The sequence below is a fragment of the Luteimonas sp. A611 genome, assembly GCF_054072715.1.
In genome coordinates this window covers 2,282,438-2,305,800 of sequence record NZ_JBSVRP010000001.1, presented here as the reverse complement: position 1 = coordinate 2,305,800, position 23,363 = coordinate 2,282,438, and the positions used below count along the sequence as shown (strand labels likewise).

Sequence of the window (23,363 nt, the reverse complement as noted above, 5' to 3'; positions counted from 1 at the left end):
GGCGTCGGGAGGCTGTCGGGGCACTGACGTCAGAGCAGCTGCGCCTGCTGCGGCAGTGCTGCCCCGCGCAGCGCCCATGTGCCCAACGCTTGGTAGCGGCCACCAGCGTTGAACAGCAGCTCGAACCGCTCCACGCGCAGCGCTTCGCTGGCGCAGTCGACTTCGTCCAGCCAGGGTTGCGGTGCAGAACCACGCTCCAGATAGGCGAGCGTCACGTGTGGTTGGGTGGTTGTTTCTTCCGGCCGAATGCCGCCGCGACGCAGCGCGTCGCGATGGGCGTCGCACAGGGCCTGCAGGGTGTCATTTCGGTGTGGCAAGGCGACCACGGCGCCCGAGTGTCGCCAGAACGCGACGCGCCCGATCGTGAAGGCGTGTGGCGGGATCGCGGCCGCGGCGCGATCGAGCGCGTCGCGCGTCGCCTCCAGGACCGCCTCGTCCAGTTCCCGTGCCACGAAACACAGGGTGATGTGCCACTGGTCGGGGCGCCGCAGCGACAGCCGCGGCGCATCCTGCGGCCGGGCTGCGACGATGCGGTCGCGCGGCCCCGACAACGCCGCCTGGTCGGCGACGTCCGGCCTCCAGGCGGTGAACAGCGTGCGACTCACGCCGCGCGGCTGGCCCGCTTGCGGTCGCTTTCGGTCAGCTGCTTCTTGCGCAGGCGGATTTCCTTCGGCGTGATCTCGACCAGCTCGTCATCGTCGATGAAATCGAGCGCCTGTTCGAGCGTGTACTTGATCGCCGGCGACAGCTGGATCGCGTCGTCCTTGCCCGAGGCGCGCATGTTGGTCAGCGGCTTGGGCTTGATCGCGTTGACCGTCAGGTCGTTGTCCTTGGAGTGGATGCCGACCAGCTGGCCCTCGTAGATGTTGTCGCCTTCGGCGGCGAACAGCTTGCCGCGGTCCTGCAGCGGTCCCAGCGAATACGCCGGCGTCGTGCCGGGCGCGTTGGCGATCATCACGCCGTTCTGGCGCTTGGCGATCGCGCCCTGTTCCTTCGGGCCGTAGTGGTCGAACACGTGGAACAGCAGGCCGCTGCCCGAGGTCAGGGTCTTGAACTCGTTCTGGAAGCCGATGAGGCCGCGCGCGGGGATCATGTAGTCCAGGCGCACGCGACCCTTGCCGTCGGACTCCATGTTCTTGAGCTGCGCCTTGCGCATGCCCAGCTTCTCCATCACGCCGCCCTGGTGGATTTCCTCGACGTCGACCACGAGCTGCTCGATCGGCTCCATCGCCTGGCCGTCGATCTCCTTGATGATCACTTCGGGACGCGAGACGGCGAGCTCGAAACCTTCGCGGCGCATGTTCTCGATCAGCACCGAGAGATGCAGCTCGCCGCGGCCGGACACCAGGAACTTGTCGGCATCCTCGAGCTGTTCGACACGCAGGGCGACGTTGTGCACGGCCTCGCGCTCCAGCCGGTCCTTGATCTGGCGGCTGGTGAGGAACTTGCCACCCGACAGGTCCTTGCTGCCGGCGAACGGCGAGTTGTTGACCTGGAAGGTCATCGAGATCGTGGGCTCGTCGACGGTCAGCGCCGGCAGCGCTTCGGGCGTGTCGAGCGCGCAGATGGTATCGGAGATGGTCAGGTCGGAGATGCCGGAGATCGCGACGATGTCGCCAGCCTGCGCGGTGTCCTGTTCGATGCGCTCCAGGCCCATGAAACCGAGCACCTGCAGCAACTTGGCCTGGCGCTTCTTGCCTTCGCGGTCGATCACCGCCACCTGCATGTTCTTCTTTGCCATGCCGCGCTGCACGCGGCCGATGCCGATCACGCCAACGAAGCTGTTGTAGTCGAGCTGGCTGATGCGCATCTGGAACGCACCGTCCAGGTCGACCGGCGGCGCCGGCACGTGCTCCATGATCGCCTCGTACAGCGGGGTCATGTCGCCCTCGCGAACGTCGTCGGTCAGGCCGGCGTAGCCGTTCAGGCCGGAGGCGTAGATGATCGGGAAGTCCATCTGCTCGGGCGTGGCGCCGAGGCGGTCAAACAGGTCCCAGACCTGCTCGACGACCCACTCGGGGCGCGCGCCGGGACGGTCGACCTTGTTGATCACCACGATCGGCTTGAAGCCCATCGCGAACGCCTTCTGGGTGACGAAGCGCGTCTGCGGCATCGGCCCGTCCATCGCGTCGACCAGCAGCAGCACCGAATCCACCATCGACAGCACGCGCTCGACCTCGCCCCCGAAGTCGGCATGCCCGGGGGTGTCGACGATGTTGATGCGGTTGTCGCGCCAGGTGATGGCCGTGTTCTTGGCCAGGATGGTGATGCCGCGTTCCTTTTCCTGATCGTTGCTGTCCATCACGCGTTCGGCGAGGACGGTGCGTTCGTTCAGGGTGCCCGACTGCTTGAGCAACTGGTCGACGAGGGTGGTCTTGCCGTGGTCGACGTGGGCGACGATGGCGATGTTGCGCAGGCGTTGGATGGGCATGGATTCGGAGGTCGGGTCAGCCGCACTCGCTGCCGTTGAGGGGCAGGGCGCGGGGGAGGGTGGAAGGAAGCGGGCTATTATATGCGGTCAAGCGCCCTGTCCGGGCCACTGGAGCTGAATACATGAGTCTTGTTGCCGTTTTCGACACCGACCGGGGCCAAATCAAGGTCGACCTGTTCGCCGACAAGGCGCCGCTGACCGTCGCCAATTTCGTCAACCTGGCCAGGCGCGGCTTCTACGACGGGCTGAGTTTCCACCGCGTGATCCCCGACTTCATGATCCAGGGCGGCTGCCCCAAGGGCACCGGTACGGGTGGCCCGGGCTACAAGTTCGAGGACGAGGCCAGCAACGGCGTGGGCCACGAGCGCGGGGTGCTGTCGATGGCCAACGCCGGCCCCAACACCAACGGCAGCCAGTTCTTCATCACCCACATCAAGACCGACTGGCTGGACGGCAAGCACACGGTGTTCGGCAAGGTCACCGAAGGCCTGGAGGTGGTGGACGCGGTGAAGCAGGGCGACGCGATCAAGTCGGTGAAGATCGAAGGCGACGCCGACGCGGCGCTGGCCGCCAGGGCCGACCGCGTGGCGGAGTGGGACAAGATCCTCGCCGCCTGACGCGATTCGAGACCGTCCGCGATGCCTCAACTCGCCGGCCGAATCGGCCGTGCCAGCAGGGGCGCGCCCATGCCCGTCGCCGCAGATCCGCTCCCCCACTCCGGTTGACGCGTCTCCCAGCGCCGGCCTGCATTCCACTTCGCAAGAGGACATCACGATGAAAGCCCCCGTTCGAGTCGCAGTCACCGGCGCCGCCGGCCAGATCGGTTACGCCCTGCTGTTCCGCATCGCCTCGGGCGAAATGCTGGGCAAGGACCAGCCGGTGATCCTGCAGCTGCTGGAGCTGCCCGTCGACAAGGCCCAGGCCGCGCTCAAGGGCGTGATGATGGAGCTGGAGGATTGCGCGTTCCCGCTGCTGGCCGGCATGGTCGGCAGCGACGATCCGGAAGTCGCGTTCAAGGACGCCGACTACGCCCTGCTGGTCGGTGCCCGTCCGCGTGGTCCGGGTATGGAGCGCAAGGATCTTCTGCTTGAAAATGCCAAGATCTTCACCGCCCAGGGCGCGGCGCTGAACAAGGTCGCCAGCCGTGACGTCAAGGTGCTGGTGGTCGGCAACCCCGCCAACACCAACGCCTACATCGCGATGAAGTCCGCGCCCGACCTGCCGGCCAAGAACTTCACCGCCATGCTGCGCCTCGACCACAACCGCGCGCTGAGCCAGCTCGCGGGCAAGGCCGGCGTGGCCGTGGGCGAGATCGAGAAGCTGGTGGTGTGGGGCAACCACAGCCCGACCATGTACCCGGACTACCGCTTCGCCACCGTCGGCGGTGCCTCGCTGAAGGACCGGATCAACGACGCGGACTGGAACGCCAACGAGTTCATCCCCAAGGTCGGCAAGCGCGGCGCGGCGATCATCGAGGCCCGCGGCCTGTCCTCGGCGGCCTCCGCCGCCAATGCCGCCATCGACCACGTGCGCGACTGGGTGCTGGGCAGCAACGGCAAGTGGGTCACGATGGGCATCCCGTCGGACGGCTCCTACGGCATCCCCGAGGACGTGATCTTCGGCTTCGCGGTGATCACTCAGGACGGCGAGTACACGATGGTGCGCGACCTGCCGGTCGACGATTTCAGCCGCACTGCCATCGACAAGACCCTGGCCGAGCTCGAGGAAGAACGCAGCGGCGTGGCGCACCTGCTGGGCTGACCGGCGTGCGCTGGCTGCGCGACGTGGAAGGCCGGGCTGGCCGGGTACTGTCCAGCCCGGTCCTGTTCGCCGCCTGCCTGGTGGCGATCCTGCTGCCAGGCGCCGGCCTGGCGCTGTGGCTCCAGCCCGAACCCCACAGCGACTGGGCGTACTACTGGAACGCGGCCGGCAGCATCCAGGAATACGAGCGAGGGGGGCTCGGCCTCTGGCTGCTGGCTATCCCGAAGTTGCTGGGATTGCCGCCAGTGCTTTCCGCCCTGTGCATCAACTTGGCAAGCGCTGCACTGTTGCTGTGGCTGGTCCGGGACGCGGCGCTCCGTACAGGCCCCGTACTGTGGCTTGCATGCGCGGGATACCTGATCCTGATCTCGCCGTACCTGGCGCTGGTGCAGCTCGATGTGCTCGCCGCGACGCTGCTCGCGGGCGGGCTGTGGCTGGCGTGCATGGCGCCCGCGGCGTGGCCACGTCCGGTCACCCTGGCCACAGCCGTCGCGCTGACCGCCGCCGCCGTCTCGACCAAGCCGCAATACGCACTGACGCTGTGGACGATGCTGGGGCTGCTCGCCGTTCCGTGGCTGCGCCATCGCCGGAGCCACGGAGGGGCGATGGACAGCCTGCTGTGGGTACTCGTGTTGGGTTCGGTCATTGGCTTCGCGACTGACCAGGGGTTGCGCGCACTGGGCGAACGCGGGGAATCTAACCGCACCAGCTCCGCCGTCACCCTGTACGCGGGGCTGTTGGCTTCCGATAGCGGGGCAGGTTGCGGCACTTGGTCGCTGGCGGCGACACGGGCGGCCCGGGACGACCTGCACAAGCCGCTGCGACGGGCGGTCCTCGATCGCTTGTCGGCGCGGCCCGCGGCGCACTGGGTTTCTGTCCTCGGTTGCAAGCTTCCGCATATCGTGTTGCCCAAGGCATATGCGATCGACTGGCTGGCCAACGCGCCTAATGTCCGTGCCGCGAGGGCAGCGTCCCCGCAGCGCGAGGCGATCCAGACGCGCTACTTCCGGGTCCTGCGTGCCGAACGCGTGCTGTATGCCGTGGTCACCCTGTGCATCCTCGCCCTCGTCGCCCGCACCACGATCGTGGTCGCGTTGCGCCGAAGCCGTCCAGCCGCATGGCTGCCGGGCGTTTGGGTGGTGTCGTTCTGGCTCGTGCACATGGTGTTCGAGATACAGGGGCGCTACTTCATCGGCATGTTCCTGCTGGCGCCACTGCTGTGCAGCCTGGCGCTCATGCTGTCGGCAGACACGCCACACGGCGCCCAACATCCTGCGGGGCGATAGCGGCGGCCACCGCGTCCCGCACGGCGGTTGCGCAGATGTCGTATTGACCGGCGCGGTCAACGTGGTTGATCGGTAGCGTCAACCTGCTTGAAGCCGCTCGCAAGACGTTGATTTGATGGGTGCTCGCAGGTGTAGGACCAAGGTCTTAACGCATCCAGCGGGAGCCGGGTCTAGCCTTCGGCCACTCCGTTGAGGGAGGCAGGCCACATGCGTTACGAAGACTTGTACCGACGGTCGCTGGAGGATCCGGAAGGGTTCTGGGCCGATCAGGCACGTGCCATCCACTGGCACCGGGCGCCGGATCGGATCCTCGACGACTCGAATCCGCCGTTTCGCAAATGGTTCGTCGGTGGCGAAACCAACCTGTGCTTCAACGCAGTTGACCGCCACCTTGATGCGCGCGGCGATCAGCTGGCGCTGGTGGGCTGGTCCACCGAAACCGACAGCATTCGCGAGCTGAGTTATCGCGAGCTTCATCGCGAGGTGAACACGTTTGCCGCCTGCCTGCAGTCGCTGGGCGTCGACCGCGGCGAGCGCGTGGTGATCTACATGCCGCACACGATCGACGCGGTGGTCGCGATGCTGGCCTGCGCGCGGATCGGCGCGATCCATTCGGTCGTGTTCGGTGGCTTTGCCGCGCACAACCTGGCGCTGCGAATCGACGACGCGCAGCCGCGCGTGCTGGTGACCGCCGATGCCGGCATCCGCGGCGGCAAGGTGATTCCGTTCCTGCCGCTGGTGAACGAGGCGCTGTCGCGTGCCGCGCACCCGCCTGCGAAGGTGCTGGTCATCGATCGCGGCCTGGCGGGGCCGCTGCCGTTGCGCGAAGGGCGCGACGTCGACTACGCGACGCTGCGCAAGGACCACGAGGGCGCGGAGGTTGCCGTCGCCTGGCTCGAATCCAACGAGCCCAGCTACATCCTCTACACCTCGGGGACCACCGGCAAGCCGAAGGGCGTGCAGCGCGACGTCGGCGGCTACGCGGTCGCGTTGGCGCTGTCGATGTGGTCGGTGTACGACATCCGCGCGGGACAGGTGATGTTCTCCACCTCCGACATCGGCTGGGTGGTCGGGCATTCCTACAACGTCTACGGACCGCTGATCGCAGGCGCCACCTCGATCATCTACGAAGGCTTGCCGACCGCGCCGGATGCGGGCATCTGGTGGCGCATCGCCGAGCGCTACGGCGTGCGCACGATGTTCTCCTCGCCCACCGCGCTGCGCGTGCTGAAGAAACACGATGCTGCCTTCATCACCGATCGCGATCTGTCGACGCTGCAGCACCTGTTCCTGGCCGGCGAACCACTCGACGAGCCGACGGCACGGTGGATTTCCGGCGTGCTCGGCAAGCCGGTGATCGACAACTACTGGCAGACTGAAACCGGCTGGCCAGTGCTGACGCTGATGCCGGGCCTGGACATGAAGCCGGTGCGCTTCGGTTCGCCGGGCCTGCCAAACCTCGGCTTCCGGCTGCGGGTGATCAACGAGGTGACCGGCGAGGATGCGTCGGCGGGCGAGAAGGGCGTGCTGGTGATCCAGCCGCCGCTGCCGCCGGGCTGCATGACCACCGTGTGGCGCAACGACAAGCGTTTCGTCGACAGCTACTTCAGCCATTTCAGGGAGCTGCTGTACAGCTCGCTGGACTGGGCGATCCGCGACGCGGATGGCTATACCTTCATCCTCGGCCGCACCGACGACGTGATCAACGTCGCCGGGCATCGGCTTGGTACGCGCGAGATCGAGGAGTCGGTGTCCAGCCATCCCGATGTCGCCGAGGCGGCGGTGATCGGCGTGCACGATGCGGTGAAAGGGCAGGTGCCGATCGTGTTCGCCACGCTCAAGCGCACGGCCGTCGGCGACGAGGCGGGCGAAACCGCTGCGCAGATGCGGAAGGTCGTGGTCGAGCAGCTTGGCGGCGTGGCCCGGCCGGCCCGCGTCTACCTGGTCAACGCGCTGCCCAAGACCCGCTCTGGCAAGCTGCTGCGGCGTTCGCTGCAGGCGCTGGCCGAGAACCGCGACCCGGGCGACCTGTCCACGCTCGATGATCCCAGTGCGCTGGAGGAAGTGAAGCGCGCGCTGCTGCGGGGGCCCGAGGCGGGCGACTGACGAAGCGTGCTTCCGGTCGGTGAAATGAAGTCGCGCAGGAAGGCGAGACTGGCAAGCTGCTGATGGTTGATCGGCCAGGGCGACGGCAGTAGTGTGTCGTCAGCGGCGATCCAGGGAGTCGGAGATGGCTTGCGTACGTGCTATGCGCTTCCTGCTTGCGATCTCGGCGCTGCTGGGCACGAGCCCGGTGTTTGGCGGCGACGATCCCCTTGGTGGCCTGCTCGAGGAACCGGGCAGCGCGGGTCTGGGCTTCGTCAGCCGCTGGGAGGATTCGCCGTATGTCGACGGCGGCACCCGCCGCGACCTGCTTCCTCTGTACCTCTACGAAGGCGAGCGCTTCTTCCTGCGCGCCAACCGCGCCGGTGTGAAACTGTGGGACGACGAGGCCCGGGATGATCGTCTGGAGCTGTTCGTGGGGCGGCGCCTGGAAGGCTATCCCGAGGATCGCCAGCCGGAGTCGCTGGAGGGCATGCGCGTACGCAACACCGGCGTCGACCTCGGCCTGCGCTACCGGGCGCAGCGGGGAGCCTCCACATGGTCCGCGGCCGCGATGCACGATATCGGCGGCGTCTCCCACGGAAGCGAGCTCGGCGTGGACTACAGCTACACGCTTCGACGCGGCCGCTGGGCGCTGGTACCGGGCGCGGCCGCAGCCTGGCGCAGTGGCGACCTCAACGACTACTACTTCGGCGTCGGCGCGGAGGAGGCGCTTGAAGGTCGCCCCGCTTATCGAGCCGGTTCCGGCGTCGACCTGACCCTGTCGTTGAATGCCAGTTTCCGGCTCACGTCCAACTGGCGGCTGCTGGGAGGGATCGACGCCACCTGGCTCAGTTCGGCAGTCGAGGACAGCCCGATCACCACCAACGGGCCGGCCACCGCGGTCAACCTGGGCGCGGTCTACGATTTCGGCAGCAACCAGGTGGCGTGGGACGATGACGGCGCACGCACCTATTGGAAGCTGTTCTACGGCAGGGCCGCGGGCGAGGGCTGCCACATGGCGAGGATCATGACCCTGCAGTGCACTTCGCTCGATAACGACACGCCGACGGCGGTGATCGGACTGCACGTGGGCCGGCCCTTCGTCGAGCGGTTCCACGGGTGGCCATTGGACTTCGTCGGATTCGTCGGGGTGGTCTACCACGACGACCGCGGCCACCAGCCCGACAGTTGGCGAATGGATGCGTACATGAAGGCCTACTACTACGGCTTTCCGTGGAGCAACCGCGTGCAGACGCGCCTCGGCTTCGGCTTCGGTGTGTCCTACGCGCAGCGCGTTCCGTATGCAGAGCGTATCAGCCTGGAAGAACGCGATCGCAACTTGTCCAAGCTGATCAACTACCTCGATCCGACGATCGATGTGAACATCGGCGACCTGTTCGGGCGCGATCAGTGGCGTTCGACCTGGGTCGGGCTCGGCATCTCGCACCGTTCAGGCATCTTCGCCAGTTCGCGGATGCTGGGCAATGTCGACGGCGGTTCGAACTACATCTACGCCTATATCGAGACAGCGCGGTAGCAGCAACTGGCGCCGTGTTATCCGTCTCACGTTGGCGGACCCGCCCGGCAAGCTGCTGCAGCGTTCGCTACCCGGGCGACCTGTGCACGCTCGACGATCCCGGCGCGCTGGACCCGGGCTGCGCCACAAGTTGACGCAGCAGGGCAGATGATTGCGGCCCAGCCGTGTGCGCGGACCGCCGACACGGTGATCGGCGCAGCTGTTGCGCGCGTGAGCACCACATCGTGGGGAAAAACGGAACGGCCCGCTGCTGCCTGTTTCGCGACTTGCGTCACGTATTGCAAGGCTGGTGCGCCGCGCATCGGTCGCGTGGATGCAGCTGGTACGGATCGTGCGAATTCCCACCCGGGTAAGCGATCACGGGAGGGCGACATGCAGCTTCAGCTATTGCCGGCGAAGACCGAACAGGGCCGGGCCGAAATCGAGAGCCGTAGCCGCAAGCTGCCAGGTGGCCTGCGCTCGGTGCTTCTGCTGGTGGATGGACGGCGCAGCGTCGCCGAACTGCAGGAGCTGGCCAATCGCCTCAACGCGCCGGAAGACGCGCTGCACCAGCTGCTGTCGCTCGAGTTGATCTCGGGCGAGATGGCGGCTGCGCAGCCTTCGATCGGCGAGCCAGCCAACGAGCCGATCGCGCCGCGCGAAAGCGGCGTCAACCGCTACGCCATCCTGTACGCGCTGATGACCGACCTGGTGCGCGAGCAACTGGGCGTGCGCGGCTACTTCTTCCAGCTCAAGCTCGAGCGCGCACAGGACGACGCCGCGCTCGAAGGCCTGCTGCCGGAGCTGCAGGCGGCGCTGGCCAAGAAGACCAGCATGCAGGGTGCGGCATCGAGCATTGCGCGGATCCGCGCCGCCGCCGACATCGCCACGGCAGCCTGAAGTAGGGCGAAACCAGGCATCGCCACGCCCCGCAAGCAGCGGGGCGTTGTTGCGCCTGTCGCGTCGGCAGCCGTCAACCTCTTGGCTTGAGCCTCTGCACCTTGAGGAAGGTGTGGTCGCCGATCGTCGCCACCTGGTAGGCATTGCGCCAGCTGGGTGCGGCGATCGCGTGCGCCATGAAGTGGCTGGCGCCTGGCACGACTTCCGTACGCTCCGCGGCGGGCAGCGCCCAGTTGCGCTCGGATTCGATTGCGACGCTCACCGCCTGCGCCCAGGCCTCGGTGTTGTGCATGCGCATGCCGGGCGAGACGATCGTCGGCGCGAACTGCTTGCGCGCAGTCACGACCTCGCACATCGAATCACCCCACAGTCCGCTTTCCTCGCGGCGCAGGGCGACTTCCGCGACGGCCTGCTGGCCGAGGACGGGTTGGTTGCGTGCCTCCAGGTAGAGCGTCGTGCTCAGGCACAGCGAATCGGCGGCTTGTGGCGACATCAACGAGGCCAACCACAGGATCCAGGCCAATTTCATCAAGACTCCTTGCTGCGTTGCGCCCGGTCGTCGCGTGCATGCGTCCCCTGAAGAGACGACGCCAGCAGCGGCGATGGTCGGACATGGCGTATTGGGGAGGGCAGCGGCTCTATGGCGCTTTAGCCCGGGCGCCGAAGGCCGCGGAAGTGCGGATCGGGCCGGTTCCCGCCAGTACTCAGGGCGGGAAAAGTGGGCGAACGGTATCGGCCGGGAACCGAATCGTTCCTGAACAGGGGTAAAGAAGTGGATGATTCGATTGGAGTTTTTGCTCTGGAGCAGGGCCGTTCGCCCCATCGGATCAAGGTCTTAGCCGGCAAACGGCCAATGTGACGGATTTCGCACTGGGCCTGTCGTGCCCACCCGATCGGGTGTGCCGTGCGCGCGCCTAGAGGACCGCTGCCAGCCGGCAGGCCTGGTCGATCGCGCGCTTGGCATCGAGCTCGGCCGCCACGTCGGCGCCGCCGATCAGGTGCACGCGATGCCCCGCCGCCTGCAGCGGCGCTGCCAGTCCACGCTCGGGTTCCTGCCCGGCGCAGACCACGACATGGTCCATCGGCAGCAGCTGTGGCTGTCCATCCACGCGCAGGTGGAAACCCTCGTCATCGACGGCCACGTACTCCACGCCGCCGATCATGCGCACGCCCTTGTGCTTGAGCGTGCTGCGATGGATCCAGCCCGTGGTCTTGCCCAGCCGCGCGCCGGGCCGGCCGGGGCTGCGCTGCAGCAGCCAGATCTCGCGCTGCGGCGGCGCCACGCGCGGTGGCACCAGGCCGCCGGCGCTTTCGAACTGCGGATCGACGCCCCATTCGTGCATCCACTGTGCGACATCCAGGGTGGGCGACGGCGCCTCCTGCACGAGGAACTCGCCAACGTCGAAGCCGATGCCGCCCGCGCCCACGATTGCAACGCGGCGTCCCGGCACCACGGTTCCGCGCAGCACGTCGAGATAGCCCAGCACTTTCGGGTGATCGTGCCCTTCGAAATCGACACGACGCGGCGTCACGCCGGTGGCCAGCACGATCTCGTCGAAGCCCGCCAGCGCCTCCGGCGTCGCCTCGGTGGACAGTCGCAGGGCGACGCCGGTTTCCCTGATGCGGTGGTCGAACCAGCGCAGTGTCTCGCCGAACTCCTCCTTGCCCGGAATGATCCGCGCGAGGTTGAACTGTCCGCCGATGCGCTCGGCGCGATCGAACAACACCACCTCATGCCCGCGCTGCGCTGCGACCGTGGCGCAGGCCAGTCCCGCCGGTCCGGCGCCGACCACCGCGATGCGCTTGCGCGTGCCTGCTGGCAGGTAGTTCAGCTCGGTTTCCGCGCAGGCGCGCGGGTTGACCAGGCAACTTGCAGTCTTGCGCTGGAACACGTGGTCCAGGCAGGCCTGGTTGCAGGCGATGCAGGTGTTGATCGCCTGTGGCATCCCGGCGCGCGCCTTGTTCACCCACTCCGGATCGGCGAGCAGCGGCCGCGCCATCGACACCATGTCGGCGCCGCCGCTGGCGAGGATGCCTTCGGCCACGTCGGGCATGTTGATGCGGTTGGTCGCGACCAGCGGCAACGACACGTGTGGCTTGAGCTTCGCGGTGACGCCGGCGAATGCCGCGCGCGGCACCGAGGTTGCGATGGTCGGCACGCGCGACTCGTGCCAGCCGATGCCGGTGTTGATGATCGTCGCGCCGGCGGCCTCGATCGCGCGCGCCTGCTGCACGATCCCGGTCCAGTCCGATCCATCAGGCACCAGTTCCAGCATCGACAGGCGGTAGATGATGATGAAGTCGGGGCCGCAGGCTGCGCGCACGCGGCGCACGATCTCGGTTGCAAAGCGCATGCGTGCGGCGACATCGCCGCCCCAGGCGTCACCGCGGCGATTGGTGCACGCGCTGAGGAACTGGTTGATCAGATAGCCTTCCGAACCCATCACCTCGACGCCGTCGTAGCCACCGTCGCGCGCGAGCCTTGCGGCGGTTGCGTAGGCATCGATGGTGCGTTCGACGCCGCGTGCGGTGAGCGCGCGCGGCGTGAACGGCGTGATCGGCGACTTGACCTTCGACGGCGCCACCGACAGCGGGTGGTAGGCGTAGCGGCCGGCGTGCAGCAGCTGCAGGCAGATCTTCGCGCCGTGCGCGTGCACGGCGTCGGTGACCTGGCGATGCTTGCGCGCTTCCCACGGCCAGGCCAGGCGGCTGGCGAACGGTGTCAGCCAGCCTTCGAAGTTGGGTGAGAAGCCGCCGGTGACGATCAGTGCCACGCCGCCGGCGGCGCGCTCGGCGAAATAGGCGGCGAGCCTGGGGAAGTCGCGTTTGCGGTCCTCCAGGCCGGTATGCATCGATCCCATCAGCACGCGGTTGCGCAGGGTCGCGAAGCCCAGGTCGAGCGGCGCGAACAGGTGCGGGTAGGACGTGGCTGCGCTGTAGTCGGCCGTCATGCTCGGAATACGCTGGCGTATGGATTGCCCACGATGCCGCGAACCTGGCGCCGCGGCAAGTCGGCGCCAGCCCCTGGCGCTGCGGTCAGGCCGGCGAGGCCTGCGCGACCACCGGCATCCGGGTGTCGCACCAGGGCAGGGCGCGGCCGACCAGCGGGCCGATCAGCACCGCGAAGGCCACCGTGCCCAGGCCGACGGTGCCGCCCATCCACCAGCCGGCGAGCAGCACCGAGCCTTCAATGCCGGTGCGCACCGCCCAGATCGGCCAGCCGAAGCGCGCGTGCAGACCGGTCATCAGTCCATCGCGTGGGCCGGGGCCGAAGCGCGCGCCGATATACAGCCCGGTCGCCAGCGCCAGCAGGAGCAGGCCACTGGTGAACACGAGCACCTGCTGCCATCCGATGCCGAAGTCCGGCAACAGCCAGAGTCCGAACTGCGCGCTGGGCCCGACCAGCAGCGCGTTGAGGGCGGTCCCCAGCCCAAGGCGCTGCCGTAGCGGCCACCACAGCAGCAGGACGGCCACGCCGATCAGGATGGTGAGCAGGCCGAACGACAGTCCGGTCTGGTGCACCAGGCCCAGGGTCAGCACGTCCCAGGGCGCCACGCCGAGGCTGGCGCGCACCATCAGGCTCATCGCCAAGCCGTACAGGAAAACCCCGGCCAACAGCTTGGCCAGGCGGAGCGCCAGCAATGGGGGAAGGGTCATGGCGACGAATTGTCGCCGGAATGAAGACGCCCACGGCGTTCGCGCCACGCGCTGCTGTGTTGCAGCAGCGTGGGTGTTCGACGCGCGGCCTTACCAGCCCGACAGCGCCAGCTTGCCGATGGTGCGCCCGGATTCCAGGCGCCGATGTGCCTCGCGCAGGTTGGCTGCGTTGATTGGCGAGAGCGTGTCGCGCATTGTGCCGCGCAGGCGCCCTTCGTCGAACAGCGCGGCTACGCGCGCGAGGATGCGCCCCTGTTCGGCCATGTCGGCGGTTCTGAAGCGCGGCCGCGCAAACATGAATTCCCAGTGGATGCCGATGCACTTCGACTTGTAGGGATCGCCGATGCGCAGCGCACCCGCCGGCTCGACGATCAGCCCCACGCGCCCCTGCGGGGCGAGCAGTTCGCCCAGCTCGGTCCAATAGTGGTCGGTGTCGGCGAGGTTGAGCGCGGCATCGACCGCGTCGAGACCGAGCGTGTGCAGCTGCGGGGCCAGCGGCTGGCGATGGTCGATGACGTGGTCGGCGCCAAGTTCGCTGCACCATGCAACTGTTTCCTCGCGCGAGGCGGTCGCGACCACGGTGAAGCCGGCGAGCTTCCCCAGCTGGATCGCGATCGAACCAACGCCCCCGGCGCCGCCGATCACGAGCAGTGTCCTGCCGTTGCCGCCGCCTTCGACGGCATAGCCCATGCGCTCGAACAGCAGTTCCCAGGCGGTGAGCGCGGTCAGGGGCAGCGCCGCGGACTGGGCGAAATCGAGGGCCGCGGGCTTGCGCGCCACGATGCGCTCGTCGACCAGCTGGTACTGCGCATTGCTGCCCGGGCGGGTAATGTCACCGGCGTACCAGACCTCGTCGCCGGGACGAAACAGGGTGACATCCGGGCCCACCGCCTCGACCACGCCGGCGGCATCGAAGCCGAGCACGCGCGGCTGCGCCTCGACCTGCGGCTTTGGCGCACGCACCTTGGTGTCGACCGGATTGACCGACACGGCCTCGACGCGGACCAGCAGGTCGCGGCCGCTGGCGAGGGGCGCGTCGAGTTCGACGTCGAGCAGCGACTGAGCATCGTCGATGGGCAGGTAGCGGGTGAGGGCGACGGCTTTCATGGTGTGTGCTCGCGTTGGGCGGGGGCAGGCGCTGGCGTCTGAACGAGCGTGCCGGCGTCCGGATGATAGGCACCGGCAGGCGGAGCGGGTCGTGAGATACCGCTTGACTCCGCTCTCCGGGCCGATACCTGAACGAAGGCGCGCCGCGGCAGGATTTCGGGAATTGGTCCGGCTCCGGCAACCCGCAGGTGGCGATACAGGTGAGGCAGTGGTCGCGCCGGCAGGGCTGCTTGCGCGCAACTCGCTGAAACCCCTATAATTCCGCTCCTGTCCGCCCTCGATGGCAGGCAGATCAAATAATAACTACAGAATCGAACACTACAGAGGCTCCACATGTACGCAGTACTGGTCACCGGCGGTAAGCAATACCGCGTGGCGCAGGGCGAAACGCTCCGCGTCGAGAAGCTCGAGGCCGAAGCCGGCAACGAGATCAGCTTCGACAACATCCTGATGCTGGGCGGCAGCGATGGCGTGACCATCGGCGACGCGCTCAAGGGCGCAACGGTTACCGCCAAGGTCGTCAGCCATGGCCGCGCCGACAAGATCCGCGTCATCAAGTTCCGCCGCCGCAAGCACCACATGAAGCGGCAGGGACATCGCCAGCATTACACCGAAATCGAGATCACCGGCATCGCCGGTGGCGACAATAAGTAAGGAGAAGCAGTCATGGCACACAAGAAGGGCGTAGGTTCCTCGCGCAACGGCCGCGACTCCAACCCGAAGTACCTCGGCGTCAAGATCTTCGGTGGCCAGGCCATCGATGCCGGCAACATCATCGTGCGCCAGCGCGGCACCCAGTTCCATCCGGGTCCGGGCGTCGGCCTGGGTCGCGACCACACGCTGTTTGCGCTGGTCAACGGCAAGGTCGAGTTCGGCGTCAAGGGTCCGAACAAGCGCCGCACCGTGAGCGTGGTCGCGCAGGCGTAAGCCTCGCGTCATGCCGAGCGAAGGGCCCCGCCGCGCGCGGGGCTTTTCGTTTCAGTGCCGTGGGTCGGGGAAGGGAATCCAGGCGCGAACAGGCTGGACCGGATCCGATTCCCGCGGTGTGTCATCCCGAGCGCAGCGAGGGATCTCGCTTCCTGCAACCGGACACCAGATCCCTCGCTGCGCTCGGGATGACAGGTCGCTGAGCCTGCTGCGCTCGGGATGACAAGTTGCTGAGCCAGTTGCGCTTGGTATGACAACTTACTGAGCCCGCCGCACTCTGGATGACAAGTTACCGAGCCCGCTGCGCTCGGTTTTTCAATCTCCAATCTCCAATCCCCACCCCAATCCCCGATACCTGACGCCAATGAAACTCGTCGACGAAGCTGAAATCACCGTCACCGCCGGCAACGGCGGCAACGGCTGCGTGGGTTTCCGGCGCGAGAAGTTCATCCCGCTCGGCGGGCCCGACGGTGGCGATGGCGGCGATGGCGGCAGCGTGTACCTGGTCGCCGACGAGAACCTCAATACCCTGGTCGACTTCCGCCACCAGAAGCAGTTCCGCGCCCAGCGTGGCGAGAACGGCATGGGCCGGCAGATGTACGGCAAGGGCGGCGAGGACGTGCTGATCGCCGTGCCAACCGGCACCGTGGTGCACAGCGTCGATACCGACGAGGTGATCGGCGACCTGACCCGCCACGGCGAGCGCCTGCTGGTGGCGCAGGGCGGCCGCGGCGGCCTGGGCAACATGCATTTCAAGAGTTCGACCAATCGCACGCCCCGCCAGTCCACGACCGGTACGTCGGGCGACGAGCGCACGCTGCGGCTGGAACTCAAGCTGCTGGCCGACGTCGGCCTGCTCGGATTTCCCAACGCGGGCAAGAGCACGCTGATCCGCGCGGTGTCGGCGGCCACGCCAAAGGTGGCGGATTACCCGTTCACCACGCTGTATCCGAACCTCGGCGTGGTCAGCGTGGAGCCGGCGCGCAGCTTCGTGATCGCCGACATTCCAGGCCTGATCGAGGGGGCGGCCGAGGGCGCGGGGCTAGGCGCGCTGTTCCTGCGCCACATCCAGCGCACTCGGCTGCTGCTGCACCTGGTCGAGATCGAACCGCTGGACGGCACAGACGCCGTCGACCAGATCCGCACCATCGAGGGTGAGCTCAAGCGCTCCGACGCGGACCTGCTGGATAAGCCGCGCTGGCTGCTGCTCAACAAGGCCGACCTGATTCCGGCCGAGGATGCGCGTGAGCTGGCTGCACGCATCGTGTCGGAACTCGGCTGGTCGGCGCCCTGGTTCGTCGTCTCGGGCCTGGCGCGCGAAGGCACCCGCGAGGTAATGCTGAAGGTGCAGGCCTACCTGGACGAACATCTGCGCAGCGAACGCGAGGCGGCGGACGAGCTCGGCGACTGAGGCGGCGATGAAAGCGCCGGACACCTTTTTCTGCCACGGATCTGCGCGGATGAACGCAGATCAGGCAAACGCACGCGGAACACGCGCCACCCCGCACCCGATTCGCGTTCATCCGCGTCAATCCGTGGCCAACACGAAAACCGCCTCTGCAGAAACGAAAAACCCGGCCGGAGCCGGGTCCTTCTGCAGCGGCCTGGGCCTGCGATCAGGCGGCTTTGAGCGCCTTGATGCGGGCGGTCAGGCGGCTCTTGTGGCGTGCAGCCTTGTTCTTGTGGATCAGGCCACGCGAACCGAAACGGTCGAGCAGCGGCTGGGCCACGGCGAATGCGGTTTCGGCGCCGGCGGCGTCGTTGGCGTCGAGGGCCTTGAGGACCTTCTTGACGGCGGTGCGCAGCTGCGAACGCTGGGCCGTGTTGCGCGCGTTGCGCACGACGGTCTGCTTGGCGCGCTTCTTGGCGGACTTGATGTTGGCCACGATAGGATCCTGGAAACTGGTATGGAAGTGAACGGCGAAAGCCGGCTTGGGCCGGGCTTCGGAAAGACGGAGCCGGAAATTATGGGGGATTCAGTCACTTGGGTCAACAGGGTTGGCACTCGGGAGGACAGGACGTGAGTGCGCCGGATCCGGTCCTGCCGCCGGGCGCCGGTGCGGCCGCGGCACCGCGCCGCGCCGGATTGCTGCGTTCGACCGCCGTGTTCAGCGCGATGACCTTCATCTCGCGCATCACGGGTCTGGTCCGCGACCAGGTCTACGCGGCGGTGTTCGGCGCCAATCCGGCCATGGACGCCTTCCTGGTCGCGTTCCGCATTCCCAACTTCCTGCGCCGGCTTTCGGCCGAGGGCTCCTTCTCGATGGCCTTCGTTCCGGTGCTTTCGGAGTACCGGGAGCGACAGGACCACGCCGCAGTGAAGGCGCTGGTCGACCGCGTCGCCGGCACCCTGCTCGCGGTGCTGCTGGTGCTGACGGCGCTGGCGGTGCTGGCCGCGCCCTGGGTGATCCGGGTGTTTGCGCCCGGCTTCGATGCCGACGGCCCGCAAGGCCAGCTGGCGGCGGAGATGCTGCGCATCACCTTCCCCTACCTGCTGTTCATCTCGATGGCTTCGCTGGCGGGCGGCGTGCTCAACAGCTATCGCCATTTCGCGGTGCCTGCGCTGTCGCCGGTGCTGATGAACATCGCCATGATCAGCGCAGCGCTGGCGCTGGCGCCGCGCATGGACCAGCCGGTGATGGCGCTGGCCTGGGGCGTGTTTGCCGCCGGCATCCTGCAGCTGCTGTTCCACCTGCCGTCGCTGGCGAGGCTGGGCCTGCTGCCCAGGCCGCGCTGGGGTGCGGCGCACGAAGGCGTCCGGCGGGTGATGAAGCTGATGGTGCCGACCCTGTTCGGCTCGTCGGTGGCGCAGCTCAACCTGCTGCTCAACACGATCGTGGCGTCGATGCTGATCGGCGGCAGCGTGACCTGGCTGTATCTGGGCGACCGGCTGCTGGAGTTTCCGCTGGGCATGTTCGGCGTGGCGATCGGTGCGGTGATCCTGCCGCACCTGTCCAGCCGCCACGCGGTGGCTGACCCGGACGGGTATTCGAAGGCGCTGGACTGGGGTTTCCGGCTGTGCCTGATGATCGCGATACCGGCATGCCTGGGACTCATGCTGTGCGCCGAGGCGCTGGTGGCGACGCTGTTCCAGCACGGCCGCTTCACCCCGCACGACACGCAGATGGCGCGGCTCACGGTGCTGGCGCTGTCCACCGCGCTGCCCGCGTTCCTGCTGGTGAAGGTGCTGGCACCGGCCTTTTATTCGCGCCAGGACACCCGGACCCCGGTGAAGGCGGGCGTGGTGGCGGTGGCGGCGAACATCGTGGCGACCGTGCTGTTCCTGGCCGCGCTGCTGTGGTGGACCGGCATCGGGCGCGAAGCCTGGGCGGCCAGCGGCGGCGACATCCGCGCCGCGCTCAAGCTGCTGCCCGGTGCGCACGCCTGCCTGGCGTTGGCCACTGCCGTGGCCGGATGGACCAACGCGCTGCAGCTGTGGTGGTACCTGCGCCGGGCGCAGGTGTTCCGCGCGCAGCCGGGCTGGGGCAGGTTCTGGCGCCAGCTGGCGGTGGCCAGCGTGGCGATGGCGGCCGTGGTGCTGGCCCTGCTGCTGGCCTGGGATGACTGGACGGCGTGGCACTGGAGCGAGCGGGTCTGGAAACTGGCCGTGGTGGTGGGCGCGGGTGGACTGGTCTACGTGGCGGCCCTGTGGCTGCAGGGGATCCGGCCGCGCGACCTGCGCCATTGAGCATCACGCCTGCGAAGCGCGACCGGTCGACTGCGAGCGCCGGGCGCGCGGGGCGCCCGCTATACTCCGCGGTTCACATGAGCAGGCTGTTTCGCGACGTCGATGGCGGGCCGCTGTGCCCCAACGGCAGTGTGGTCTGCATCGGCGCGTTCGACGGCCTCCATCTCGGCCATCGCGCACTGGTGCGCCACGCGGTCGACCGCGCACGCGCGCTGGGCGTGAACGCCGTGGCGCTGAGCTTCGAGCCGCTGCCGCGCGAGTTCTTTGCCGCGGCCAGTCCGCCGCCGCGGCTGAGCCTGGCGCGCGGCAAGGTCGAAGGGCTGCATGGCCTGGGCATCGACTGCGTCGGCCTGCTGCGCTTCGACGCGAAGCTGGCGGCCATGGCGCCACAGGCGTTCGTCGAAACCGTGCTGGCCCGGCGGCTGGCCGCGCGCGAGGTCTGGGTCGGCCCGGAGTTCCGCTTCGGCCATCGGCGTGCCGGGGACATCGAAGTGCTGCGGGCCGCGGGCGCGCAGCACGGCTTTGCGGCAGCCGAGATCGAGCCGCTGCACCTGGACGGCGAACGCGTGTCGAGCACGCGCATCCGCCAGGCGCTGGTCGCCGGCGATTTCGACGCGGCCGCGCGCCTGCTCGGCAAGCCGTACGCGGTGTCGGGGCGGGTGGTGCGCGGCCGGCAGCTGGGCCGCACGCTTGGCTATCCGACCGCCAACCTGCGCTTTGGTGGCAAGGTCCCGGCGCTGCGCGGCATCTACGCCACGCGCGTGCATGGCATTGATGGCGGCGCCGCGTGGCCGTCGGTGTCGAGCTTCGGCACGCGGCCGACGGTAGGCGGCATCGAGCCGCTGCTCGAGGCGCACCTGTGCGATTTCGAAGGCGACCTCTACGGGCGGCGCATCGAGGTCGAGTTCGTCGCGCGCCTGCGCGACGAGGAAAAGTTTCCCGACCTGCCGACCCTGGTCGCGCAGATGCATCGCGATGCCGACGAGGCCCGTCGCATCCTCCAACAGCACACCCCAGGGCGGGCCACCGCGTGACCGAAGACAACGACAGCCAGCGCTACAAGTCCACCATCCTGCTGCCCGCGACGGAGTTTCCGATGCGCGGCGACCTGCCCAAGCGCGAGCCGGCCACGCTCGAGCGCTGGGAGCGCGAGGGCCTGTACGCGCAACTGCGCGGGAACGCACAGGGACGTCCGCTGTTCGTGCTGCATGACGGCCCGCCGTACGCGAACGGCGCGATCCATCTTGGCCATGCGGTCAACAAGATCCTCAAGGACATCATCGTCAAGTCGAAGTACCTCGCCGGCTTCGACGCGCCCTACGTGCCGGGCTGGGACTGCCATGGCCTGCCGATCGAAATCGCGATCGAGAAGAAGTACGGCAAGGTCGGGGTGAAGCTCGACGCGGTCGAGTTCCGGCAGAAGTGCCGCGAGTACGCGCAGGCGCAGGTCGAGATCCAGCGCAAGGACTTCAAGCGCCTGGGCGTGATCGGTGACTGGGACAACCCCTACCTGACGCTGGACTTCCGCTTCGAGGCCAACGAGATCCGCGCGCTGGCGAAGATCGTTGACAACGGCCACCTCACCCGCGGCGTGAAGCCGGTGCACTGGTGCTTCGATTGCGGCTCGGCGCTGGCCGAAGCCGAGATCGAATACGCCGACAAGCTCTCGCCTGCGGTCGATGTCGCGTATGCCGCGCGCAGCCCGCAGGCGGTGGCGCGCGCGTTTGGCGTCGAGGTGCCCGAGGATGTCGAGGTCGCGGTGGTGATCTGGACCACCACGCCGTGGACGCTGCCGGCCTCGCTCGCGATCTCGATGGGCGAGGACCTGGAATACGCGCTGGTCGAAGGTCCCGCACGTGGCGGCAAGCGCCGCTGGCTGGTGCTGGCCGACGCGCTGGCTGAAAGCGCGCTCAAGCGCTATGGCGTCGAGCAGGCGCAGGTGCTGGGCCGGGCGCTGGGCGCGAAGCTCGAAGGCCTGGTGTTCGCGCATCCGTTCTACGACCAGCGCGACATCCCGGTGCTGCTGGGTGACCACGTCTCGGCCGAGGACGGCACCGGCGCCGTGCACACCGCCCCCGGACACGGCCAGGAGGACTACGCGGTCAGCAAGCAGTACGGGCTGATCGACCGCTACAGCGCGGCCGAACTCAATCCCGTCGACGGCCGCGGCGTGTACCTGCCGTCGACGCCGGCCGCGGATGGCGTCGAACTCGCCGGCCAGCACATCTGGAAAGCCAACGACACGATCGTCGAAGTACTGCGCGCGAGCGGCGCACTGCTTGCGTCGCGCAAGCTCGAGCACAGCTATCCGCACTGCTGGCGGCACAAGACGCCGATCGCGTTCCGCGCCACGCCGCAGTGGTTCATCTCGATGGACCAGGCCAACCTGCGCGCCGACGCGCTGGAGGCGATCAAGGGCGTGGGCTGGTTCCCGGGCTGGGGCGAGGCGCGCATCACCGGCATGGTCGAAGGCAGGCCGGACTGGACCATCTCGCGCCAGCGCACCTGGGGCGTGCCGATCGCGCTGTTCGTGCACCGCGAGACGGGCGATCCGCATCCGCGCAGCAGCGAGCTGATGCGGCAGGTGGCCGATCGCGTCGAACAGCACGGCGTGGACGTCTGGTACACGCTCGACGCCGCCGAATTGCTTGGCGACGAGGCGAAGGACTACGACAGGATCACCGACATCCTCGATGTCTGGTTCGACTCGGGCGTCACCCACGAGGGCGTGCTGCTCGAGCGCGGCTTCGGCAAGCCGGCCGACCTGTACCTGGAAGGCTCCGACCAGCACCGCGGCTGGTTCCAGTCCTCGCTGCTCACCGGCGTCGCCATCGACAAGGCCGCGCCCTATCGCCAGTGCCTGACTCACGGCTTCACCGTGGACCAGCACGGCCGCAAGATGTCCAAGTCACTGGGCAACGGCATCGAGCCGCAGGACATCATGAAGACGCTGGGCGCGGACATCCTGCGCCTGTGGATCGCCAGCGCCGACTACAGCAACGAGATGTCGCTGTCGCAGGAGATCCTCAAGCGCAACGCCGATGCCTACCGCCGCATCCGCAACACCTCGCGCTTCCTGCTCGGCAACCTCAACGGCTTCGAGCCGGCGCGGCACCTGTGCGCGCCTGAAGAGATGCTCGCGTTCGACCGCTGGATCGTGCATCGCGCCTGGGAGGTGCAGGAGACGATCAAGGCTGCCTACGCGCGCTACGACTTCTCCGAAATCGTGCAGCTGCTGCTCAACTTCTGCAGCGTCGACCTGGGCTCGCTGTACCTGGACGTCACCAAGGACCGGCTCTACACCATGCGCGAGGATTCGCGCGGCCGGCGCAGCGCGCAGAGCGCGATCTACCACGTCACCGAGGCCTTCGTGCGCTGGATCGCGCCGGTGCTCAGCTTCACCGTCGAGGAGATGTGGGGCTACCTGCCGGCGCCGGCCGCAGGCGCGCGCGAGCGCAACGTGCTGATGGCCACCTGGTACGAAGGCCTGGCGCCGCTGCCGGCCGACGCGCTGCTGTCGGCGAACGACTTCGAGCGGCTGCTCACCCTGCGCGAGAACGTGGCCAAGGTGCTGGAGCCGATGCGCGCCAGCGGCGAGATCGGCGCGGCACTGGAGGCGGAGATCGAGCTGCACGCCGGCACCGCCGACCAGATCCGGGTCGCGCCCCTGGTCGACGAGCTGCGCTTCTTCCTGATCAGCGGCGACGTGAAGGTGCTGCCGTTCGACGGCGAGGAATCGCGGATCGTCGCGACGCGGACCAGCAAACCCAAGTGCGTGCGCTGCTGGCACCATCGCGCGGACGTGGGCACGAGCGCCGCGCATCCGCAGCTGTGCGGTCGCTGCGTGTCGAACGTGGAAGGCCCGGGCGAGGATCGGAAGTGGGTCTGACCGGAACCCGCCGCAGGCTTCCTCCTGTAGGAGCGGCTTCAGCCGCGACCCGGTCTTCGGTGAGCCGGGGAGCGATCGGTGCTGAAGCCGCTCCTGCGCGGGCGATCCGGGAACAC

General features: G+C 68.0%; 19 protein-coding genes. 12 read left to right on the top strand and 7 right to left on the bottom strand.

The window, feature by feature from the left end; all coding sequences use genetic code 11:
• Window positions 1–29: 29 nt before the first annotated feature.
• Window positions 30–605, bottom strand: coding sequence for a 2'-5' RNA ligase family protein (locus ACW5EG_RS10205; RefSeq protein WP_457019842.1), 576 nt, complete (start codon window positions 603–605; stop codon window positions 30–32).
• The gene (gene typA / locus ACW5EG_RS10200; RefSeq protein WP_457019841.1) at window positions 602–2,431 is read right to left on the bottom strand and encodes a translational GTPase TypA; all 1,830 of its coding nucleotides are present in this window, start codon (window positions 2,429–2,431) and stop codon (window positions 602–604) included. The genes ACW5EG_RS10205 and typA overlap by 4 nt, the downstream gene beginning before the upstream one ends.
• Before the next feature lie 122 nt (window positions 2,432–2,553).
• Here typA and ACW5EG_RS10195 point away from each other — a divergent pair, with 122 nt between their 5' ends.
• The 6 genes from ACW5EG_RS10195 to ACW5EG_RS10170 all read left to right on the top strand — a co-directional run bounded on the left by ACW5EG_RS10195 (window position 2,554) and on the right by ACW5EG_RS10170 (window position 9,979).
• Window positions 2,554–3,048 (top strand): peptidylprolyl isomerase, encoded by a 495-nt coding sequence (locus ACW5EG_RS10195; RefSeq protein ID WP_457019840.1) that lies wholly within the window; start codon window positions 2,554–2,556, stop codon window positions 3,046–3,048.
• A gap of 157 nt (window positions 3,049–3,205) precedes the next feature.
• Window positions 3,206–4,192: a malate dehydrogenase gene (locus tag ACW5EG_RS10190; protein WP_457019839.1), complete on the top strand. Its 987-nt coding sequence runs from the start codon at window positions 3,206–3,208 to the stop codon at window positions 4,190–4,192.
• A gap of 5 nt (window positions 4,193–4,197) precedes the next feature.
• Entirely contained in the window at window positions 4,198–5,478 is a 1,281-nt protein-coding gene (locus tag ACW5EG_RS10185; protein WP_457019838.1) for a hypothetical protein, read from the top strand.
• Window positions 5,479–5,685: 207 nt separating this feature from the next.
• Entirely contained in the window at window positions 5,686–7,584 is a 1,899-nt protein-coding gene (prpE, locus tag ACW5EG_RS10180; protein ID WP_457019837.1) for a propionate--CoA ligase, read from the top strand.
• A 124-nt stretch (window positions 7,585–7,708) separates the two neighbouring features.
• On the top strand, window positions 7,709–9,100 hold the full coding sequence (locus ACW5EG_RS10175; protein ID WP_457019836.1) for a MipA/OmpV family protein: 1,392 nt from the start codon (window positions 7,709–7,711) through the stop codon (window positions 9,098–9,100).
• Between the two features lie 372 nt (window positions 9,101–9,472).
• Window positions 9,473–9,979 carry a hypothetical protein gene (locus tag ACW5EG_RS10170; RefSeq protein ID WP_457019834.1) on the top strand — a complete coding sequence of 169 codons (507 nt, stop codon included), beginning with the start codon at window positions 9,473–9,475 and terminating at the stop codon, window positions 9,977–9,979.
• 73 nt (window positions 9,980–10,052) lie between these two features.
• Here ACW5EG_RS10170 and ACW5EG_RS10165 read toward each other — a convergent pair whose 3' ends face one another.
• The 4 genes from ACW5EG_RS10165 to ACW5EG_RS10150 all read right to left on the bottom strand — a co-directional run bounded on the left by ACW5EG_RS10165 (window position 10,053) and on the right by ACW5EG_RS10150 (window position 14,743).
• Window positions 10,053–10,508, bottom strand: coding sequence for a cell wall hydrolase (locus ACW5EG_RS10165; RefSeq protein WP_457019832.1), 456 nt, complete (start codon window positions 10,506–10,508; stop codon window positions 10,053–10,055).
• 385 nt (window positions 10,509–10,893) lie between these two features.
• Entirely contained in the window at window positions 10,894–12,930 is a 2,037-nt protein-coding gene (locus ACW5EG_RS10160; RefSeq protein ID WP_457019830.1) for an FAD-dependent oxidoreductase, read from the bottom strand.
• Window positions 12,931–13,015: 85 nt separating this feature from the next.
• Window positions 13,016–13,636: a membrane protein YczE gene (gene yczE / locus ACW5EG_RS10155; protein WP_457021371.1), complete on the bottom strand. Its 621-nt coding sequence runs from the start codon at window positions 13,634–13,636 to the stop codon at window positions 13,016–13,018.
• Between the two features lie 90 nt (window positions 13,637–13,726).
• Window positions 13,727–14,743 (bottom strand): zinc-binding alcohol dehydrogenase family protein, encoded by a 1,017-nt coding sequence (locus ACW5EG_RS10150; protein ID WP_457019827.1) that lies wholly within the window; start codon window positions 14,741–14,743, stop codon window positions 13,727–13,729.
• 333 nt (window positions 14,744–15,076) lie between these two features.
• On the opposite strand from ACW5EG_RS10150, the gene rplU reads away from it, so the two are divergent.
• From rplU to cgtA, 3 genes are all read left to right on the top strand, one after another.
• Window positions 15,077–15,397, top strand: coding sequence for a 50S ribosomal protein L21 (gene rplU / locus ACW5EG_RS10145; protein WP_457021370.1), 321 nt, complete (start codon window positions 15,077–15,079; stop codon window positions 15,395–15,397).
• A gap of 12 nt (window positions 15,398–15,409) precedes the next feature.
• Window positions 15,410–15,670 carry a 50S ribosomal protein L27 gene (gene rpmA, locus ACW5EG_RS10140; protein WP_457019823.1) on the top strand — a complete coding sequence of 87 codons (261 nt, stop codon included), beginning with the start codon at window positions 15,410–15,412 and terminating at the stop codon, window positions 15,668–15,670.
• 364 nt (window positions 15,671–16,034) lie between these two features.
• Window positions 16,035–17,081: an Obg family GTPase CgtA gene (cgtA, locus tag ACW5EG_RS10135; protein ID WP_457021369.1), complete on the top strand. Its 1,047-nt coding sequence runs from the start codon at window positions 16,035–16,037 to the stop codon at window positions 17,079–17,081.
• A 205-nt stretch (window positions 17,082–17,286) separates the two neighbouring features.
• Here the strand turns inward: cgtA and rpsT are convergent, their stop codons facing one another.
• Window positions 17,287–17,556 (bottom strand): 30S ribosomal protein S20, encoded by a 270-nt coding sequence (rpsT, locus tag ACW5EG_RS10130; protein ID WP_457019819.1) that lies wholly within the window; start codon window positions 17,554–17,556, stop codon window positions 17,287–17,289.
• Window positions 17,557–17,756: 200 nt separating this feature from the next.
• Here rpsT and murJ point away from each other — a divergent pair, with 200 nt between their 5' ends.
• The 3 genes from murJ to ileS all read left to right on the top strand — a co-directional run bounded on the left by murJ (window position 17,757) and on the right by ileS (window position 23,247).
• The gene (gene murJ, locus ACW5EG_RS10125; protein WP_457021425.1) at window positions 17,757–19,358 is read left to right on the top strand and encodes a murein biosynthesis integral membrane protein MurJ; all 1,602 of its coding nucleotides are present in this window, start codon (window positions 17,757–17,759) and stop codon (window positions 19,356–19,358) included.
• Between the two features lie 77 nt (window positions 19,359–19,435).
• Entirely contained in the window at window positions 19,436–20,392 is a 957-nt protein-coding gene (locus ACW5EG_RS10120) for a bifunctional riboflavin kinase/FAD synthetase (RefSeq protein ID WP_457021368.1), read from the top strand.
• A gap of 62 nt (window positions 20,393–20,454) precedes the next feature.
• Complete coding sequence (gene ileS, locus ACW5EG_RS10115) at window positions 20,455–23,247, top strand: isoleucine--tRNA ligase (protein ID WP_457021424.1); 2,793 nt, start codon at window positions 20,455–20,457, stop codon at window positions 23,245–23,247.
• The last annotated feature ends 116 nt before the right edge of the window (window positions 23,248–23,363 follow it).

Bases quoted from the DNA above. Each gene is read 5' to 3' on its own strand.
- typA (WP_457019841.1), bottom strand. From the start codon at position 2,431: ATGCCCATCCAACGCCTGCGCAACATCGCCATCGTCGCCCACGTCGAC.
- ACW5EG_RS10195 (WP_457019840.1), top strand. From the start codon at position 2,554: ATGAGTCTTGTTGCCGTTTTCGACACCGACCGGGGCCAAATCAAGGTC.
- ACW5EG_RS10190 (WP_457019839.1), top strand. From the start codon at position 3,206: ATGAAAGCCCCCGTTCGAGTCGCAGTCACCGGCGCCGCCGGCCAGATC.
- prpE (WP_457019837.1), top strand. From the start codon at position 5,686: ATGCGTTACGAAGACTTGTACCGACGGTCGCTGGAGGATCCGGAAGGG.
- ACW5EG_RS10175 (WP_457019836.1), top strand. From the start codon at position 7,709: ATGGCTTGCGTACGTGCTATGCGCTTCCTGCTTGCGATCTCGGCGCTG.
- ACW5EG_RS10170 (WP_457019834.1), top strand. From the start codon at position 9,473: ATGCAGCTTCAGCTATTGCCGGCGAAGACCGAACAGGGCCGGGCCGAA.
- ACW5EG_RS10165 (WP_457019832.1), bottom strand. From the start codon at position 10,508: ATGAAATTGGCCTGGATCCTGTGGTTGGCCTCGTTGATGTCGCCACAA.
- ACW5EG_RS10160 (WP_457019830.1), bottom strand. From the start codon at position 12,930: ATGACGGCCGACTACAGCGCAGCCACGTCCTACCCGCACCTGTTCGCG.
- yczE (WP_457021371.1), bottom strand. From the start codon at position 13,636: ATGACCCTTCCCCCATTGCTGGCGCTCCGCCTGGCCAAGCTGTTGGCC.
- ACW5EG_RS10150 (WP_457019827.1), bottom strand. From the start codon at position 14,743: ATGAAAGCCGTCGCCCTCACCCGCTACCTGCCCATCGACGATGCTCAG.
- rplU (WP_457021370.1), top strand. From the start codon at position 15,077: ATGTACGCAGTACTGGTCACCGGCGGTAAGCAATACCGCGTGGCGCAG.
- rpmA (WP_457019823.1), top strand. From the start codon at position 15,410: ATGGCACACAAGAAGGGCGTAGGTTCCTCGCGCAACGGCCGCGACTCC.
- cgtA (WP_457021369.1), top strand. From the start codon at position 16,035: ATGAAACTCGTCGACGAAGCTGAAATCACCGTCACCGCCGGCAACGGC.
- ACW5EG_RS10120 (WP_457021368.1), top strand. From the start codon at position 19,436: ATGAGCAGGCTGTTTCGCGACGTCGATGGCGGGCCGCTGTGCCCCAAC.
- ileS (WP_457021424.1), top strand. From the start codon at position 20,455: ATGCGCGGCGACCTGCCCAAGCGCGAGCCGGCCACGCTCGAGCGCTGG.